The sequence below is a fragment of the Bradyrhizobium erythrophlei genome (assembly GCF_900142985.1).
GTDB classification, from domain to species: domain Bacteria; phylum Pseudomonadota; class Alphaproteobacteria; order Rhizobiales; family Xanthobacteraceae; genus Bradyrhizobium; species Bradyrhizobium erythrophlei_B.
The window spans coordinates 849,021-866,786 of record NZ_LT670849.1 but is presented as its reverse complement, the minus strand read 5'-3'; the positions used below and the strand labels follow the sequence as shown (position 1 = coordinate 866,786).

Here is a 17,766-nt window from a genome sequence, read left to right as displayed (position 1 = left end):
TCGATCCGGTCTCCGCGCTGGTGACGCCGGCCGCACGCTTGGCTTCACGGTGCCGGTTAGGATTCGATGCGAGTCCCGGGTACTGAAAGCTGGACCTCGTACCCTTCCCGAACTGCCAATGACGCCGCAGCAACGGCTGCCTCGAAGGCGGATTCCTTGGTTTGGTAGCTGCCCACAGGCTCGCCATCGTGTTTGACGCGCCAGACACCGCCGGAGCCGACAACCTCGTAGCTCGCTATTGCCATGATGGATCTCCAATTTGGGAGACGTAACTCGCATGCGAGGAGCAGACTCCAGATCACCAACCCCCGCGACTCACGAAGTGCCGTGTCTGGCGTGTACCGGCGAGTCGAATTGCCCCAACTCGCCAAGAACAATCTTATCCTCCGTCAATGCAAATGGTCGAGGCGGGAGGACACTCCGCCGACAGCAAGTGAAAGTGGCGAATATGGATATGGTAGAGGTATTGTTGGCGTGCTTCTTCTGTCGCTCGTAACAGGCCCTGCCTATCGGTTCGCCGTCATGCTTGACGCGCCAGCTACCGCCCGAACCAACAATTTCGTAACTGGCTATTTCCATGATGCATCTCCGATTTCCCCGCTCGGGAGGGGAAGACGTATCGATCAATTCAGTTCAGCTTTCGCTTCGGCACCGGCGTCTCGAACTGGGCGATTTCCGCCGTCTGCCGCGCCTTGCCGTTGAAGGTCAGCACATTGCCTTCGGCCGAGATGGCGACGTGATCGCCGTCCTGGACCTCGCCGGCGAGGATCATCTCGGCGAGCGGATCCTGCACATTGCGCTGGATCACCCGCTTCAAGGGACGCGCGCCATAGGCCGGGTCCCAGCCCTTGGCGGCGAGCCAGTCGCGTGCCGCGGCATCCAGCGTGAGCGTGATCTTGCGCTCTTCCAGAAGCTTCGACAGCCGCGAGAACTGGATCTCCACGATCCGGCCCATCTCGCTCTTTTGTAAGCGATGGAACAGGATGATCTCGTCGACGCGGTTTAGGAACTCGGGCCGGAAATGCGCCCGCACCGTGCCCATCACCAGTTCGCGAACGGCTGAGGTGTCCTCGCCTTCCGGCTGGTTGACCAGGAACTCCGAACCAAGGTTCGAGGTCATGATGATCAGCGTGTTGCGGAAATCGACCGTGCGGCCCTGACCGTCGGTCAGGCGGCCGTCATCAAGCACCTGCAACAGCACGTTGAACACATCCGGGTGCGCCTTCTCGATCTCGTCGAACAGCACCACCTGATAGGGCCGGCGCCGCACCGCTTCCGTCAGCGCCCCGCCCTCGTCATAGCCGACATAGCCGGGAGGCGCGCCGATCAGCCGCGACACGGAGTGCTTCTCCATGTATTCGGACATGTCCAGACGCACCATCGCGGTCTCGTCGTTGAAGAGATATTCCGCGAGCGCCTTGGTCAGTTCGGTCTTGCCGACGCCGGTGGGGCCCAAGAACATGAACGAGCCCATCGGCCGGTTCGGATCCTGCAAGCCCGCACGCGAACGCCGCACGGCGGTCGCGACCGCATGCACCGCTTCGGCCTGGCCGACCACGCGCTGGCCGAGGCTCGTCTCCATTTTCAGGAGCTTGTCCTTTTCGCCTTCCAGCATCTTGTCGACCGGCACGCCGGTCCAGCGCGAGACCACCTGCGCGATGTGATTGGCGGTGACCGCCTCCTCCATCATCTCACCGGCATTCTCGTTGGCTTCGATGTCGGCGAGCTTCTTCTCAAGCTCGGGAATCCGGCCATAGGCCAGCTCACCCGCACGCTGGAATTCGCCGCGGCGCTGGGCGTCGGCGAGTTCGATGCGGAGCGCATCGAGCTCGCTCTTGAGCTTCTGCGCGTCCGACAGCTTGCTCTTCTCCGCGCTCCAGCGCGCGGTCAGGCCTGCGGATTTCTCCTCGAGCTCGGAAAGCTCCTTCTCAAGCGTCTTCAGGCGGCTCTTCGAGCCGGCGTCGCTTTCCTTTTTCAGCGCCTCCTGCTCGATCTTGAGCCGGATGATTTCCCGGTCCATCGAATCGAGCTCTTCCGGCTTGGAATCGACCTGCATCTTCAGCCGCGCGGCGGCCTCATCCATCAGGTCGATGGCCTTGTCGGGCAGGAAACGGTCGGTGATGTAGCGGTTCGACAGCGTGGTGGCGGCCACCAGCGCCGAATCGGTGATGCGCACGCCGTGATGCTGCTCGTACTTGTCCTTGAGGCCGCGCAGGATTGAGATCGTGTCCTCGACCGTCGGCTCCGAGACGAAGATCGGCTGGAAGCGGCGCGCCAAAGCGGCATCCTTCTCGACATGCTTGCGGTACTCGTCGAGCGTGGTCGCGCCGATACAATGCAGTTCGCCCCGCGCCAGCGCGGGCTTCAACAGGTTGGAGGCATCCATGGCGCCATCGGCCTTGCCGGCGCCGATCAGCGTGTGCATCTCGTCGATGAACAGGATGATCGAGCCTTCGGCCGAGGTGACCTCGGACAGGACGGCCTTCAGCCGTTCCTCGAATTCGCCGCGATATTTCGCGCCCGCAATCAGCGCGCCCATGTCGAGCGACAACAGACGTTTGTCCTTCAGGCTCTCCGGCACGTCACCGTTGAGGATGCGCAGCGCCAGGCCCTCGACGATGGCGGTTTTGCCGACGCCGGGTTCGCCAATCAGCACGGGATTGTTCTTGGTTCGACGCGACAACACCTGGATAGTGCGGCGGATTTCCTCGTCGCGCCCGATGACGGGATCGAGCTTGCCGTCACGCGCCGCCTGCGTCAGGTCGCGGGAATATTTCTTCAGCGCGTCATAGGCGTTTTCGGCCGTGGCGCTGTCGGCGGTACGGCCCTTGCGCAAGGTCTCGATCGCGGCATTGAGGTTTTGCGGCGTGAGGCCGCCCTTGCGCAGCAGGCTGCCTGCCTCGCCGTCCTTGGTCAGCGCCAGACCGAGCAACAGCCGTTCGACGGTGACAAAGCTGTCGCCGGCCTTTTCGGCCGCCTTCTCGGCGGCGTCGAAGGCGCGCGCCAGCTCGGGCGCCAGGTAAACCTGTCCTGCACCGCTGCCTGAAATCTTGGGTAATTTGTTGAGGCCTTCTTCGGTCGCCTTGAGGATGGCGCGCGAATTGCCCCCGGCGCGGTCGATCAGACCGCTGGCGAGGCCTTCATTGTCGTCGAGCAGCACCTTGAGCATGTGCAGCGAAGAAAACTGCTGATGCCCCTCGCGCACGGCCAGAGATTGCGCCGACTGGACAAAGCCCCTCGCGCGCTCGGTATATTGTTCAATATTCATGGGTCATTCCCTCAGCCTGCCGCGCCACCTCGAAAGCATGGACACGGCATCTTCATTGGGTTTCCGCTGATCGCATTGACATTCGTCAACCGGCGCGCCGCCGACGTTTGGGCCGGCTTGAGGTAGACGAGCGAAGGGCTTTCGGCAAACGGAAGAGGCCGCTTGGGGAGAATTAGAATGATCAACTGGCAAGCTGGCTTGATGCGCTGATGCAAGAAACCATGAGGCTCACGAAGAGCACTGGTGTCGAGCCACTCATTCCGCGCCCCATCGCGACAGGCCGACAACATTCGTCGATGGTGAAGTTTCGGTCGTAGCTGATGCGATCAGCTCCGCTTTTCACAAGGAGTCGGCCTGATTCCGTTGATATTCGACTTGGATCACATTGCCGCATGCCGAGACCCTTCTGCATTGCCTGAAGACTGGTCTGAAGGACGAGGTAAACAGCAGATAAAATTCCGTCAGGTCACCAGGCCGCCTGACTTGAAGTTGTGCCCCCGTGTCCCACACGCTCAAAACCAGACAGTCGGTCGACCAAACGCCGTCGATCGGCGTACACTTGGCATAGAGCGGTGTGGCGAATGTTACCCGTTTTGTCTCCGTTTGATGAAGCGCGGGAAATCCGACGGTACGCAGCTTGTCGTCTTCGTGGAGAACCACGGCCCGAGCAAGCGGCACTTTCTCGCTTTTTGAGGGTGATGTTTTTTGAGCCGCCTTGTCATGATGCATGGCAGGTTCTCGCTTTCTAGTGGTCGAATCCGTGCGGATAGCGACATGATGTTGCCGTTCGATTTCCTTTGGTAAGAGAGATGCGCCCGCGATCGAGCGAGCTTTGTCGCGGAGATCGGAGTGGCTTCGCTTGGAAGTTTGGATCTCGTGAAGTTTACCAATTCGATGGTATCACCGTCATTGGTTTTCAAACGACCTTCAACCGGCCACCGCTGCCTTTGGGTGCTGCGAGAAGCGCGACCGGGTGAATGAAGCGTGCACGCATCAAACTTGCGACTTGAGCGGCATCAACCGGGCGGCTGAAAAAGTAGCCCTGCGCGGATTTGCAGCCAGCCGACGACAGGAACCGCGCTTGCTCCGCATTTTCGACGCCTTCCGCAAGCACTTGGGTGTCCAGTTCTTCGGCAAGACGAATGGCGGCGCGAACCACCGCAGCGCATCGGATTTCCGTCGTGCATTTGAAAATCAACTCCTGTGCAATCTTGATCCGATCGACCGGAAAGTTGGTAAGATAGTTGAGCGAGGAATAGCCGGTGCCGAAATCATCGATTGCAAGTCTCAGCCCGAGCGCTCGCAGACGCGTGATGATGTCGCGATGGTGTTCGGTGGCCTCCATGAGGACGGATTCGGTTAGTTCGAGTTCTATCCGACCGGGCGCGATGTTCCAGCGCTTAAGACTCGAGACGATGTCCTGCTCAAGTTCGGGTCGCTTGCACTGGATTGCGGAGAGGTTGACGGCGACCGTAGGCACATCGACGCCCTCGTCCTGCCAGACCCGGGTTTGACGGCAAGCTTCATCGAATACCCATTTCCCCAGGTCGACGATCGACCCGGTCTTCTCTGCGACCGGGATGAACACCGCGGGTGATATCGAGCCACGCTGCGGGTGGTTCCAGCGTACCAACGCTTCGAGCCCGACGATGCGGCCGGTTTCGATGTCGACCTGAGGCTGGTATTGCAGCGCGAGGCCGCCGCATTTAATCGCGGCCACAAGTTCCCGTCCTAGAATTACGCGCTCGCACGCAAGCTGGCCGAACGTCTCGTCATGAAAGCAGACGCGATTGCGGCCGGCATCTTTCGCTCGGTAAAGCGCGAGATCCGACTGCATCAGCAAGACGTCCGGTCCGTCCATCCCCTCGGAATAGCGCGAAACCCCGACGCTGGCAGAGATGCGCGCGTTGTATCCTTCGAGCACGGCAAGCTCGTTGAGCGTCGCGACAATTTTCTGTGCCAACGCCTCGGTGGCGCCTTCCGCGCCGGCATTCGATTGCAGGATAGCGAATTCATCGCCGCCCAAGCGGGCAACGCAGTTGGCGTCACCTGCTTCGGCGAGCAGCCGTTCGGCAACCTGCACCAGCAGAACGTCACCGGCCGGGTGACCCATCAAATCGTTGAAGTCCTTGAAGTGGTCGAGGTCTATATAAAGCACGGCAAAGGGTTCGCTGCCGCACTTAGCATTCTGGAATGTCATAGCCAACCGGTCGTGAAAGGTCCTGCGATTGGCAAGGCCGGTGAGAGGGTCGGTGTGCGCCAACTCGCTGATCATCTTATTGGCTTCAATAAGTTTGCGGGTGTGCTGGTTCGACCGCCACATAAAGGCAAAAACTACGCCGGTCAGGCATAGGCCAGCCGTTAGAAGGATCCAGGCCCTGGAGTGCATCAGGATCGATCCTTGCTTAGGCACAGCGACCATCCACCACTGACGATCCGCAATGGCGATTTTACCGGACCAATGAAAGACCGTTTCGAACTCGGCGTGCCGGCTCGCCGCGAGCGGCTCACCCGACGGTTTCAGCAGACTGGTGTAAATCGGTCGCGCGCTCGAACCGGCTTCGGATGCGAAGACGTAATAATCGGCCGGGCTTCGAATTCCGCGCAGGGTCGTGGCGATCATAGTGTCGATCTGAAATACGCCTTGGACGAAACCGACGAGATTGCGGCGGCGCTCTTCGACCGAGTTGTGTGGCAGACCGCGCTTGTAAATCGGCAGAACAATGAAAAATCCGATCCGGTCGCCGGTTCCCGATTGCAACGTCAATTCTTGTGAGGCCGCCAGCATGTCGCCGTCTCGCGCGCTTTCGAGCGGCTGCTGGCGGATGCCGCCGTCGGCCAGATTCAACCCTTTCACCAAACCCACGCGGATTTTTTCCGTTGTGTAGTAGACCGGAAAATATTCTGCCGCGGCCGGCGACGGTTCGAGTGGGTTATCCTTGCTCACCGAACGGATCCGATAGCCGTCAATGCCCTGCTGTCGAGCTGCCTGCTCGTGGACCGCCCGTTCTTCGTTTCGAATACGTGGGATCCAGGACAGGCTTAGGATTGCGGACTCATCCCGCAACAGCCGATTGGAAAAAGTCACAAACTCCTGCTCGCTGACCGCATCCGGAGTGGACTCAATCATCGCGCGGAGCGGGTACATTTTCGTAAAATACTCATTTACTCCATTCTGAAGGGCCGCCGCCACATTGCTGGCACGGAGATTGAACTCGGCTGCCGAGGTTCGGTCCTCCAAGCCTGAGACGATGTACCAACCCGCGATCGACAGGGCAGTCCCGAGGACAGCGATCATCAATATCGGCGCGCGATGCCGAACGTTATGTCGGGTCTTATGACTCATTGCTCACCCCTCCAGTGTAACTGGTCTACTTTTGGGGCGGTTAAGCAGGTTTTGCGCCGGTGTTATTACTAGGTTGGCGGTGTACTTCGCCAAAGACGGTAACCAAATGGCAAAGGAACGGTCAGTCGCTCCCTCGGGAGCGCTCGAAGTTCCCGACCACGATGCGCACCAGGTCGGCTACGTTCTTGGCGTTGAGCTTCTGCAGAATGTTGGCGCGATGAAAATCAATCGTGCGAGGACTGATCTTGAGCCAGCCGGCTGCCTCCTTGCTAGAAGCGCCGCGCACGATTTGAGCGAGTACTGTTCGCTCGCGCGAAGTTAATGACTCGTGACCTGCGAACGGCCGCGACAGTACGAGCAAGGCGTCGCCAAGGCTTTTGATCTCCCGCTTGGCATGTTTAAGTTCTGGCGTCTCCGAAAATTCCCACTGACCTCGCCGTCGGGCGACAGTGAACTGATGGGCCCGTGCAACGTCGAGTACATCGACCGCGCGGCTCGCATTGAGCGAATAGGTGCACAGGACAAGCATAGGCCGGTCTTCCAGCGAGTCATCCAACTCTTGTTCGTATTCACGAAACTCGCTCCAACGATTGTGTTCAATCCAAAACGCATTGCCGCTTATCCGTAAGCCCTCGAAGCCCTTATCGAGCGCAAAGTGCAACTTTTCGTGCCAACCACTCGTGATCTTCTTTGAATTGAACTCGTCGCCCTTGAGGTACCAATCGTAACCTGGGAGAATCTCGAATTGACCGCTTGCCGCGCGTTTATCGAGATCAGGAATGTCGCGACGCAACACAGCCCACGCCTCATCCTCCGTGATCGGTTCTGAGATTGCCCAAACGCAGTACTCGTCGCTTTCGAGGCCAGCCTTGATGTACACGGCGTTGGCATCGAGCAGATCCGCCTTCGTCTCGTAAAAAAGGCAGATATGCGAACCCCAGGGCATATCGCCCATGACGCGAATACCGGTGGGGCGCAATGGCGTCCGCCCGCTCAAGTCGGAAGAGCCGCCCTCGTGGGGGTGCTCAGGGGGCTGCTCAATCTTTGCTGATTTGCGCGATGACTTCGCTTTCCCGGGGGCTTTCATTGGCAGCTCCACAAGATTTCCGGGAATTGTGCGTCGAATTTCGTCATCACTCAAGGGCCTAGACCGCCCCTATAACTGTGGACGTCACCATGAATGACGTTTCAAGTACCATGCCGGCTATTTCCGCGACTCTGTGCCCTCCCGGTAGCATTGGTGGGCCTTTTTCATGCGCCAGAAGTTGACAGTCGAAGGCTTGGTGCAGGTCCAGCGTGTGCTTTGGCGCATTTAGAGTAGTATGCATTTAGAGTAGTATGGAGACTGCGATGACCCCAACCGAGATCTACCGCGGTTACCGGTTGACCTCTATTCCGCAGCCAGACGGCGGTTCCGCGTCGAGATCAGCACTCCCGGAGGCGCCAAGCCGTTCTCGACCATGACCTTTCGAGAACTATCCGACGCGATGGATGAGGCGCGCAGGATCATCGACAAGGGGTTGCTCGCTTAGAGCGACCATTGGGATTGGGATGAGCTCAAGGACGTGAGCGATCTGTCAAAGCCGGTCCGGCAGGAGCTTGAAAAGTTCTTCGAGGCGACCGAGGAGCTTGAGGACAAGAACCTGGATATCATCGGCTGGAAAGACCCCAAAGCGGCCGTGCAGGCCATCAAGGATGCCTCCAAAACGACAAAGAAAGGCAAGTAACAGCGACATCGCTGCGCGATGCTTCCTCGCCGCAGGTAGGGCGGGTAACGACGGCTTCTTCGGATTTGAAGTTTTGCGCCACGCCATTCACTTTCGCCAATAGAACGGGCCGAACGGAGATTACGCTGGTTTGCGTCCTCCGCCCGTCGCCCAATTGAAACGAAATTTAGTCCCTTCGCCTAGTAGTTTCACTGGCAGCAAAAGACTCTCGCACGCGATATAGTTGCGCCATGACAAGTTCAGTGATCGCGGAAAGCGATGAGAATAAGCAACCGGAGTTGCAGCCGCTCAAAGTTCAACAGCGGTGCCAAGCCTGCAGGTCGTCTCCACGCCTTCGCCATTCGATGCTTGATAGCTGCTCCGGAAGAACGATCCACGTCTTCGAGTGCGGATGCGGCGAGCGCGTTTGGGACGACTGAAAAGAGCAAGATGGGTATGAGGCACCGGACACGACCGTTCCGTATGAACAGGGCCAGCGCGCGGCGCGAGAAAACATTCCTGCCGAGGGCGATCCCTACCGAGACGGGAGCCAGGAGCATTCGCTTTGGGCTGCAGGCGATGGGGAAGTAGCCGGCGCAGCTGAAGCCGATGAGTCCGAAGGCACCTAGCTCAGGCCAGTCTCATCCAAAAGCGGTTCTGGACCAACTGACGCTTGCCGTGCTTCTTCAGCAGATCATTGAAAGCCTCAACCGCTAAGGCGTTTAGGGTCGCATCGTTCTCATCGCCAGCATTTTCAGCGCGCGCCAGCCCTCGGCATTTATGCAAACCAGTACAGATAAATGCACCAGGAATCGCGAGCCCGCGGTCCAGTGGTCTTTGGCTTGCGGCCCATCACTGCCTCGATTGATTCGATATCAAACAATCAAATCCAGGCGGGAAGGTCATAGCCGCGAAAAATCCCTGTTATCCGCTTAGAATTCCCTGTTCTTCGGAAAAATTTCCCTGATAGTTTGCTTAGGGAATTCGCTGAAAAGTCCCTGCGGCACAGTGGTTTCTGCTGTACGATTGTCGTCTTGCCGCATGAAATCGTGATTTTCCCTGTTAAATTCCCTGTTTGCAGGGAATTTAAGTGGAGACGGGCGCGATGTGCACTGCGTCGCCAGCCAGGCAGTCCAGCGTCGAGCCAGGCTCGCCAAGAAACGCGAGTTGCGGCCGGAAATAGGGGCTTTTTACGCACTCTGCTCAGTCTCCAGGCTCCCAATTCGCCGTTCTTGGGACGCAGATTGCGGAAAGTCTCCAGCCATGTCCGCAAAAATTCCCGTTTTGCGGAGACTACGGCCGGAGACCTGGCTCGATCTGCACTGCGTGAGCCACTTTGCAGTCCTTTCGACCGCACCCTTGAACCATTTTCTGATTGAGTACTGCGGGGCGATGAACGCAGTCGATTTCGCACACTGAAAAAGGAACACTCGACCGAGAGAGTGAAGATGTAAGTCGGGCGAATCGCATGTATGCCGCAGGAACTATGGGTGAAGCCAAGCGACGAAAACGACTACCATGTGTCTGCGGCACCGGCCAGCCAGCCGGCGAATGCTGCTGGACTTCGCACGGCTATCACAAGAAGCCGGTGGTGGTGGACCTTCACAATACCAGCCTGACCGGAAAACATGATCGCTGCTATATGTCGGCGACGGGCGCCTGCGATACCAAGATATCCGGCGAGCACCTGATTAGCCACAGCGTGTTGAAGGTCCTGGCCGACAAGCAGGTAATCTGGTGCTACGAAAGCTGATCCGGACAAAACATGCGATCGCGAAGCTCACCCGCGAGCAGACGCGACCGCGCGATCCGCGCTGCGTCTAAGGGCGCGCTGTCTATACTGCCAGCCGCCCGCTTTTCATGTCGCGCGATCGTCAAGTGGAAGTTGCATTCCGAAGTCTCGCATCGAGAAATGGTCGGCTTCGAGCATCGTAAACCTTCGTATCGCTTCGTAGCCACTTTGGATGGCCCGACGACTACTCATGTGCAATTGAGCCGATGATCGCGATCGGCCTAGGTTGCGCGAACTGAAAAAGCGTCCGAACATAAAGTGGGACGGCAAAAAAGGATGATTGACGAACAGCGACGATAGCCGAGAGGAGAGTAAAATGCCCAACTGCTCCGAAAGTCTTAGATCTGGCAGAGGCGCGCGATGCGCGGTTTGTGACCGCAAGTTTGGTCTCGTCCGACACTACTCCTGGCGAACCGCCCTCTGTTCCAAGAAGTGCGTCGATCGCCTCAGAGCTCGTCGGGCGAGCGAACTAAATTGGCTGCCCTGGCTCCAAATCGCCGTAGACCAAGCAACCGAGAACCGCGGGAGGGCCCTATGAGGTTTCAGCAGATATCGCAACGAGGCAAGCAATACTTAAAAACAGCGGAAACGTTGCTTCGTGCTGCCCAAACCATGACCGATCGAGCGATTGCTGATCAGCTTAAGGCTCTTGCCGAAGACTACGAGCGGCGAGCTGAGAAAGCCTCGCAGGTTGATGCGGCGAAAGCATTCGCTCGCTCGGCGGCTAACGTTGAAGAAATAGTTGACATGGCCTAATAGGCAACATCACAGCCGCAGCCTGCGGAAGGAATGCGTGGTGAAGGTTCGGATGCCCGGCACGGCCGGTTTCGCAACTACGGCATTTCTCTCTAAACCAATGTTTGGAGCGTAAAGAAATTCCGTTAAATGCTACATCGAGGAGCACGGCGGCGAGTTCTTCGGGTGATTTCCGGCCTGTCGGCGAGTACCACCATGACGTCCAGCTTGCGATGCCGAGGATCGCCAATGCAGCTGTACGAGCATCGAGCCGACGAAGCTCGCCTGCATCGATCCCATTCTGTATGAGCCTGGTGTTGAGGTCTAGGACTCGTCGCCGTCCGTGATCGAACTTTTGCCTGATCTCTGTGGGCATTTCTGCGGCGAGCAGAGGCCGCTTCTTTCGTGTCGCTGACGTCGCCATTGGCCCAAAGCAGACGACATCTTTCTTTCGGCGAATGTCTGCTTTTTGGGATTGAAGCGGACGAGGGAAGGGCGCTTCTCGATTTTCGCTTCTGACCTGGAGACGCCCCATGGGGTCGCTCCGCGGCGCGCTACTCGCTGAACGAAAAAGCCGGACCGATCAGCACATATGCGCATCCTGGTCCGGCTTAGATTTGGTGTCGCTGAACCACAGCAAGCCGCGGCAATGTCGACTCGCGATCGGTCGCGCACGCGCCTTGATGTGTCTCAGCAAAGATACCGTGTATCGGCGAAGGCTACTTCTTTTTCTTCTTGCCGGTCTTCTTCTTTGCCTTCTTCGCTTTCTTAGCCATGTTGCCCTCAGCTATCCCAAAGTTGGTTCAATGCAAGTCGAGCTCGACATGCATAAATACAGAGTACACCACGATTGAAAAATTGATACGTCGCGCTTGGAAGAAGGTAAACGGCGGTCACACCGTAGCGCTTTGCGGCTAGGCGAAAGGCTCTCGTGATGAGGCGATGCGATACGTGAACCCGTCTCCACCGCCCGTACTAAGACGTTAGCGCGCCCGCCACATCCAACGATTTCATCAAAAAGCGCAAAGATCATTCAAGCAGAAGCGGGATTAACTCGCTGAGGTAACAGGGGTACGTACGATTCGTCACATATCGGCGTTGCGCCGGAGCATTCACCGCGCCGCGTGAGTGCCGTTGCGATGCCACTTGCAGGCGCCGTCCGCGCGTACATCAAAGAACGGAGAAGACAAGTGACTAAGGAAAAAACTTGGCGCTGTCGTGGTTCATTGCGCCGCCAGAGCCACACCCGTGTTCGCCGAAAAGCACGGGCGCGCCTTTGACCGCTATCGCGGGGCTTACAGTCAGTTGAGCTCTCCCATTTTTAAAGCCGCACAAGCTCTGCATTACGGAGCACCAACGCCTAACGTCTAAAGCCAGACCGCGAATGAGTGACCCACCTTCCATTCAAGTTAACTAGGAGAGACTGAGATGCGATACTTCACTCTTACATTTGTCGGCGCCACCCTGATTGCCGTCGCTACGAACCAAGTCGCGTTCTCTAAGGAGCGGCATCAATTCCACTGCGCTCCGCAGTGCGTCTCCGAGCGCTTCCGTAACGTCAAAGCTTTCGCTCATCCGTTGCCAGAGCAAACAACTGGCTACGTGGGTCGCATCCGCGGCTGGGAGAGCATGGGAGGCGTCACCGATAATGACACGAATGTTTATAGAGACGGACAGCACATCGAGTACGATGAAATCAATCCTCACGGCGGCTGACAACGGACCGCTCACTCGAATATGATGATATTCCCGAGCCAAGGCCGGGCCTAATCGCCTTCGGCGTCGACGCCGACGGATCGCAACCTCTCGCCCCTTAGCAAGCCACAGGCCGGACAGCGGACAGGCTCGCCAGCGTCGCTGTTCGGAGTGTGACACTTCGGCGGTCGAAAGCAGTCGTTGCCGTCTTGTCCAGCTCTTGAGCTGTAGGGCGCCCCCAAAAAGTGGCTGCATATCCGGATATCTGCCGAGGGGCTCGAGGGCCACCCGCATCAGAGCGTCGAGCGCTCTCACAAAGTCGATCGATTACCTCATAAAAATCAAAAGTCTTTCACGCAAAACCCACCTTATCACGCGGAGCCGGCAGCCTCACTCTTGGAGCGGCGAACGGGAATCGCACCCGGGCCCCTGAGGCCGGAAAGTTCCTAAGCCAAGCTGGAGACTATCAAACATCTCGCGGTGAGTGTTTGCACCGCACTTTTTTTGGGGGAGTTACGTGAAGAAGACTTTCATCTCAGCAGCGGCCATCTTGGCATTTACGGCGGCTGGCCACGCCGATGAGCTGTCGGACATCCAGGCTCAGGCGAAGCAATTGCGTGAGCAAATGACCAAGCGTCTTTCCGATCTGGAAAAGCGCCAGAAGGCCCTCGAGTCGCAGAAGCCGGTGGCCATCAATCCGGTGGACGCGATGGCGGCCGACTTGCCCTACAAGGCCGCGGTCAAGGCCAAGCCGGTCGAGAACGACGACATTTGCGTCAAGGGCATCTGCGTTTACGGCAACTTCGATATGGGCCTGCTGTATGCGACGAAGGGTGCTCCGTATTCCGCGACAGCCAGTTCTCCGAGCGATACGCTGATCTCTAAGAACGCCGGTGGATCGTATTTCGGCGTCGGCGGCAACCAGATGAGTTCCTCGTTCATCGGTCTGCGCGGCAAGCAGGAGATCGCGGATAACCTCTATGCCGTTTTCAACCTGCAGACCCTGTTCAATCCGGCGAGCGGTATGAATAACAACGGCCCCGGATCAGTCGCGATGAACAACGGTCTGACCAGTAACTTGACGGCGCAGAACTCGTTCGGCGACTCGTCGAAGGGTGGCCAGATGTTCAACAACGCGGCTTATTTCGGTATCAGCTCGCCGACCTACGGCACCGTCACCATGGGCCGTCAGAGCTCGCTCACCGGGGATCTCATCGTCAACTATGATCCGCTGTCGGGTTCGAACTCCTGGTCCGTGATCACCTATCAGGGCGCGAACGCCGGTGGTGGCGACACTGAGAACCGCATTCTCGACAACTCTTATGAGTATCGTGTGAATATCGGCCCGGTGCGGTTGGCGGCACAAGCCCAGCTCAGCAACGGCGGCAATACCGGCACCAACAACGCCTTCCATGGCAATATCGGCTTCGACTATATGGGCCTGTCGATGGACTTCGTTGGTGGCCACATCAGTGATGCCGTTTCCGCTGCGCCGCTATCCGTGGGCTCGATCCCGTCGGTTGCCATGGGCTACGGCCAGGTGGCGACCACGGTCTCCGACAACACCGTGTTCAGCGTCGGTGCCCGATATACGATCGGGCCGTGGAAGTTCTTCGGCGGCTACGAGCACGTCGACTATGCCAACCCGAACAACCCGCTGGTTCCCGGCGCCTTCCTTCAGGGCGGCTTTATTGCAGGTACAGTCAACAACACCGCCTTCACCAACGACAAGATCCTGCAGACGGCGTGGTTTGGTGTGCGCTACTCGATCACGCCGGCACTTGACGTCACCGGTGCGTACTATCACGAGTGGCAAAACAGCTACGCGACCGGCGCGAATGCCGGATGTACGACGGCGATCGCCTCCAACTGCTCGGGCACGCTTGACGCGGTCTCGCTGGTGCTTGACTGGCGCTTCGCCCGGCATATGGACATGTACGCCGGTGTGATGTGGTCGCAGGTTCAGAACGGCCTTGCAGCCGGCTTCCTGGCGGCCAATGGCCTTCCGAACGGAACCATCAATCCCTTGGGCAGCAATAAGGCCTCGAGCGTCGATCCGGGCGTTGGTCTGCGTTATCAGTTCTAAGCTAAGACATGCAGACTTGGTCCCAGGCCAACGATCCGCGGGAATCCGCTGCAACGAAGCCACCATTCGCTCCGGCTGTGGTGGACGTTTGGCCCCCGAGGCACAACAGCTGAGCCGTGATAGCGGAACACCACCTCCAGACGCAGCGGCTCGCTACGTCCCCCTGCCTGGGTTGGAGGTGGAGGGGGAAGCGGAAAATTCCGCTTCCCCCAACTTGCTTCTGGTGACGGCAAGCATTCGCGACATCAGGTTCTTCGTCGTAATCTAGGGGAGTTGTGCCTTCTGCCGCGCGCAGCGTCAGGCGCGTACTCCTGATCGCCCAACTCAACAGCTTCGCGACGCCTTTGGTTCGTGGCCTTCAACGGTGCAACCGGATCATTCGAACCGTAGTGGACCGTCGTGCACTGTCCGCGCCCGCGGCCGGAACGCAAATCATGCGATATAATCTGGTGTTATGAAAACTGACGCCGAGCTTCACTGGGGCGAAAAGCCATTCACGATTTTTTCCGCTTGCGGAGGCATTCGAGGGCCATCAGAATCTGACCGTGGTCCATCAAGCAGTGGCACTCCATGTCGACGAAGGCCACGGCAACGAATCCCATTTGATCGATGACATAGGTCGCTGGGACGGACACAATCTCATGAGTTCTTGTTAGGTTTCTATTCGTGTCGCTAATCTCCGCGCCATTTGGCGCCGGTACCTGGCCGGTCAATCCGTAGGACTGGGCCACGTCTCCCTTTTTATTGGACAAGATCGGGAAAGGAAACGACGCCGCGTCTTTGCCCAAGGGATGAGGATCAAACGGTTCGACAGCGATAACGATCAGCGTTGCCCCTAATCGTGCCACGTCGTTATGCAGCGTCGACAACGAGCTGAATTCGCGAACGCAGGTTGCCGTATTCTCATTGCGGCAGAATCGAAGAACGACCGACCCGTGCACAAGCAACTCGCTCAGCGTCACGCCACGGCCGTGCTGATCGCGAAGACGGAAGCGAGGGGCCTTTTCTCCCGCTCGCAAGACGCGCAAGCTGAGACCCGGCGCAACACCGTGACCCGCGGAGCGATCGCGATCGGCAGGAATGTCGGGTGGCTCCGATTTACCGTTTGACCATATCAATCTCGTCACTACGTAGCCTTCGGCAGGTCCGCCGACCCATCATGGGCAATCTCTCGATCTGGCAACACCCTTCTTGCAGTGATAACGCTCATTCCAAAGGAGAATGGATATGGATCGACACCTTGCGATGGAGACTTTCATTCGCGTTGTTGACACGGGATCGTTCTCGGCGGCAGCGAGCCAAATGAGAGTGGGGCAGCCCGCGGTATCCAAAGCGATTGCCCAGCTTGAGGAATGGCTTGGCGTTCGCCTTCTATTGCGATCAACGCGCAGCCTGACCCCGACAGAAGCTGGGATGAATTTCTATGTCAGGGCAAGACGCTCTATCGAAGAGGCTGAAGAGGCTGTTCTGGCAGCGCGTGGCGCTGGAGCCGCACTGACTGGAAAGCTGCGCATTGCAGCTTCGGTTTGCTTCGGACGCCTCCACATCATGCGCCGACTTGATCGTTTTCTCGAGAAAAACCCCGAACTAGAGATCGACATGGTGCTGGATGATCGGCCCGTCAACCTGGTGGAGGAGGGCATCGATGTCGCCTTCCGCAGTGGCTCGCTGGCGGATTCGACTTTGGTGGCGCGAAAACTTGGTCAGGCGCGCCGGCGGGTCATGGCCACCCCAAACTACTTCGCGAAACACGGAGAGCCCAAAAGCCCAGCAGAGCTGATCGCGCATCAGACCGTCATCTACACCCCGGATGGGGGCGGCATCTCCTGGACGTTCCGTCAAGGTTCGACCGAGACGTCAGTGGCCGTCGGAGGGAAGTTGAAAGTCACCGCGGCTGAGGGGTTGCGGGAGGCGGTGTTTGCTCATCTCGGCATTGCTATTACGTCCGAATGGAACTTCGCTCCCGAACTCGCGTCGGGCATCGTCAGGACGGTCCTGAATGACTGGGAGCTGCCAAGCTTAGAGTTGTGGGCAGTTTATCCGACCGGACGGATGGCGAGCGCCAAGGCGAGAGAGTTCGCCTCTTTTGTTGAGACTTGTATTCCGACCACAGAAGGCGAGTCACTGAAAAGACCGCTGACCGCGTAGAGCGCGCACAATTCATTCTTGGTCAGAATATCTAATAGTCCCCCCTCGCGTCTAATGCGGCGAGCATCCTGCCGCTACCTTCGCCTCAATCGAACGACGCTGATGATGATCGTCACGCGACGATGCGGTCACGCACGGGCGAAAACGCCGTCGGGTTTCCGGCGGCTCCAACAAAGGATTGCGAAAATGAACACGCAAGTTGTGTTGATCACCGGTGGACTCACCGGCATCGGGCGCGCCGCTGCCGTAGCCTTCGCCAAGAAGGGCGCGAAGGTGGCCATTGCCGGCCGGCGGGATGAGGCCGGCAAGGAACTGGTCAAGGAGCTACGTTCTCTGGGTGCCGAGGCTGAGTTCATTAAGGCCGACGTCCGCAGGGAAGATGACGTCCGCGCGATGGTCGACAAGACCGTCGCTCGGTTTGGTCGTCTCGACGTCGCGGTGAACAATGCTGCCACCGAAGGCCAGGTTGGCCCGATCACGGACCAGACCGCGGAAAGCTTTGCTGCGACCTTCGAGACCAATGTTCTCGGCGTGGTTCTGAGCATGAAGCACGAAGTGCGCGCCATGCAGGCTCAGGGCAATGGCAGCATCATCAACATCTCCTCGACCTACGGTCACCGCGGCGCGGCTTTCGCCTCCATCTACGTCGGGGCCAAGCACGCCGTCGAAGGCATCACCAAGTCGGTGGCACTCGAGCTCGCCAAGTCGGGGATTCGGGTGAACGCCGTCGCGCCCGGGCCCACTGACACCGGCATGTTGACCCGCTTCACCGGCACGGCAGAGAACAAGGCAGCCTTGGTGAGGCAGGTACCGCTGGATCGGCTCGGCCTCTCGGAGGAAGTCGCCGACGGCATCGTATTCATCGCGTCGGACGGAGCCAAGTGGATTACCGGCGAGATCCTCAACGTCGATGGCGGTATGACCGCGAACTGACGCGGCGCCGGTACACAGGTTGCTCCGTGCCCAGGACGGGCGCGGCTTTTCCCAGCG

13 protein-coding genes and 1 pseudogene are annotated in these 17,766 nt (G+C 58.5%); 7 read left to right on the top strand and 7 right to left on the bottom strand.

Annotated features, from left to right (window positions below):
- Positions 1-56 precede the first annotated feature (56 nt).
- From BUA38_RS03885 to BUA38_RS38585, 5 genes are all read right to left on the bottom strand, one after another.
- Positions 57-245 carry a DUF2188 domain-containing protein gene (locus BUA38_RS03885; protein WP_072816789.1) on the bottom strand — a complete coding sequence of 63 codons (189 nt, stop codon included), beginning with the start codon at positions 243-245 and terminating at the stop codon, positions 57-59.
- Between the two features lie 383 nt (positions 246-628).
- Positions 629-3,268 (bottom strand): ATP-dependent chaperone ClpB, encoded by a 2,640-nt coding sequence (gene clpB / locus BUA38_RS03880; RefSeq protein WP_072816788.1) that lies wholly within the window; start codon positions 3,266-3,268, stop codon positions 629-631.
- A gap of 339 nt (positions 3,269-3,607) precedes the next feature.
- Positions 3,608-3,997, bottom strand: coding sequence for a hypothetical protein (locus tag BUA38_RS03875; RefSeq protein WP_072816787.1), 390 nt, complete (start codon positions 3,995-3,997; stop codon positions 3,608-3,610).
- Positions 3,998-4,184: 187 nt separating this feature from the next.
- Positions 4,185-6,614 carry a bifunctional diguanylate cyclase/phosphodiesterase gene (locus BUA38_RS03870; RefSeq protein ID WP_083587441.1) on the bottom strand — a complete coding sequence of 810 codons (2,430 nt, stop codon included), beginning with the start codon at positions 6,612-6,614 and terminating at the stop codon, positions 4,185-4,187.
- A gap of 121 nt (positions 6,615-6,735) precedes the next feature.
- The gene (locus tag BUA38_RS38585; RefSeq protein WP_083587440.1) at positions 6,736-7,701 is read right to left on the bottom strand and encodes an MEDS domain-containing protein; all 966 of its coding nucleotides are present in this window, start codon (positions 7,699-7,701) and stop codon (positions 6,736-6,738) included.
- A 469-nt stretch (positions 7,702-8,170) separates the two neighbouring features.
- Between BUA38_RS38585 and BUA38_RS03860 the strand changes: the two are divergent.
- From BUA38_RS03860 to BUA38_RS03835, 3 genes and pseudogenes are all read left to right on the top strand, one after another.
- Positions 8,171-8,341 (top strand): annotated as a pseudogene (locus BUA38_RS03860) (inorganic diphosphatase); the annotation flags it as partial.
- A 1,465-nt stretch (positions 8,342-9,806) separates the two neighbouring features.
- On the top strand, positions 9,807-10,073 hold the full coding sequence (locus BUA38_RS03845; protein WP_072816782.1) for a hypothetical protein: 267 nt from the start codon (positions 9,807-9,809) through the stop codon (positions 10,071-10,073).
- 573 nt (positions 10,074-10,646) lie between these two features.
- Complete coding sequence (locus BUA38_RS03835) at positions 10,647-10,868, top strand: hypothetical protein (protein WP_072816780.1); 222 nt, start codon at positions 10,647-10,649, stop codon at positions 10,866-10,868.
- Here the strand turns inward: BUA38_RS03835 and BUA38_RS38705 are convergent.
- Entirely contained in the window at positions 10,837-11,223 is a 387-nt protein-coding gene (locus BUA38_RS38705; RefSeq protein ID WP_425304965.1) for a hypothetical protein, read from the bottom strand. The genes BUA38_RS03835 and BUA38_RS38705 overlap by 32 nt on opposite strands.
- 1,052 nt (positions 11,224-12,275) lie before the next feature.
- Here BUA38_RS38705 and BUA38_RS03830 point away from each other — a divergent pair.
- Together BUA38_RS03830 and BUA38_RS03825 are read left to right on the top strand one after the other, a co-directional pair.
- Positions 12,276-12,563, top strand: coding sequence for a hypothetical protein (locus BUA38_RS03830; protein WP_072816779.1), 288 nt, complete (start codon positions 12,276-12,278; stop codon positions 12,561-12,563).
- Positions 12,564-13,059: 496 nt separating this feature from the next.
- The gene (locus tag BUA38_RS03825; protein WP_072816778.1) at positions 13,060-14,628 is read left to right on the top strand and encodes a porin; all 1,569 of its coding nucleotides are present in this window, start codon (positions 13,060-13,062) and stop codon (positions 14,626-14,628) included.
- Positions 14,629-15,122: 494 nt separating this feature from the next.
- Here BUA38_RS03825 and BUA38_RS03820 read toward each other — a convergent pair whose 3' ends face one another.
- Entirely contained in the window at positions 15,123-15,656 is a 534-nt protein-coding gene (locus BUA38_RS03820; protein ID WP_172805977.1) for a redoxin domain-containing protein, read from the bottom strand.
- 199 nt (positions 15,657-15,855) lie between these two features.
- Between BUA38_RS03820 and BUA38_RS03815 the strand changes: the two genes are divergently transcribed.
- Both BUA38_RS03815 and BUA38_RS03810 read left to right on the top strand, forming a co-directional pair.
- On the top strand, positions 15,856-16,776 hold the full coding sequence (locus BUA38_RS03815; RefSeq protein WP_072825801.1) for a LysR family transcriptional regulator: 921 nt from the start codon (positions 15,856-15,858) through the stop codon (positions 16,774-16,776).
- Between the two features lie 102 nt (positions 16,777-16,878).
- Entirely contained in the window at positions 16,879-17,709 is an 831-nt protein-coding gene (locus BUA38_RS03810) for an SDR family NAD(P)-dependent oxidoreductase (RefSeq protein ID WP_244553187.1), read from the top strand.
- Positions 17,710-17,766 lie beyond the last annotated feature (57 nt).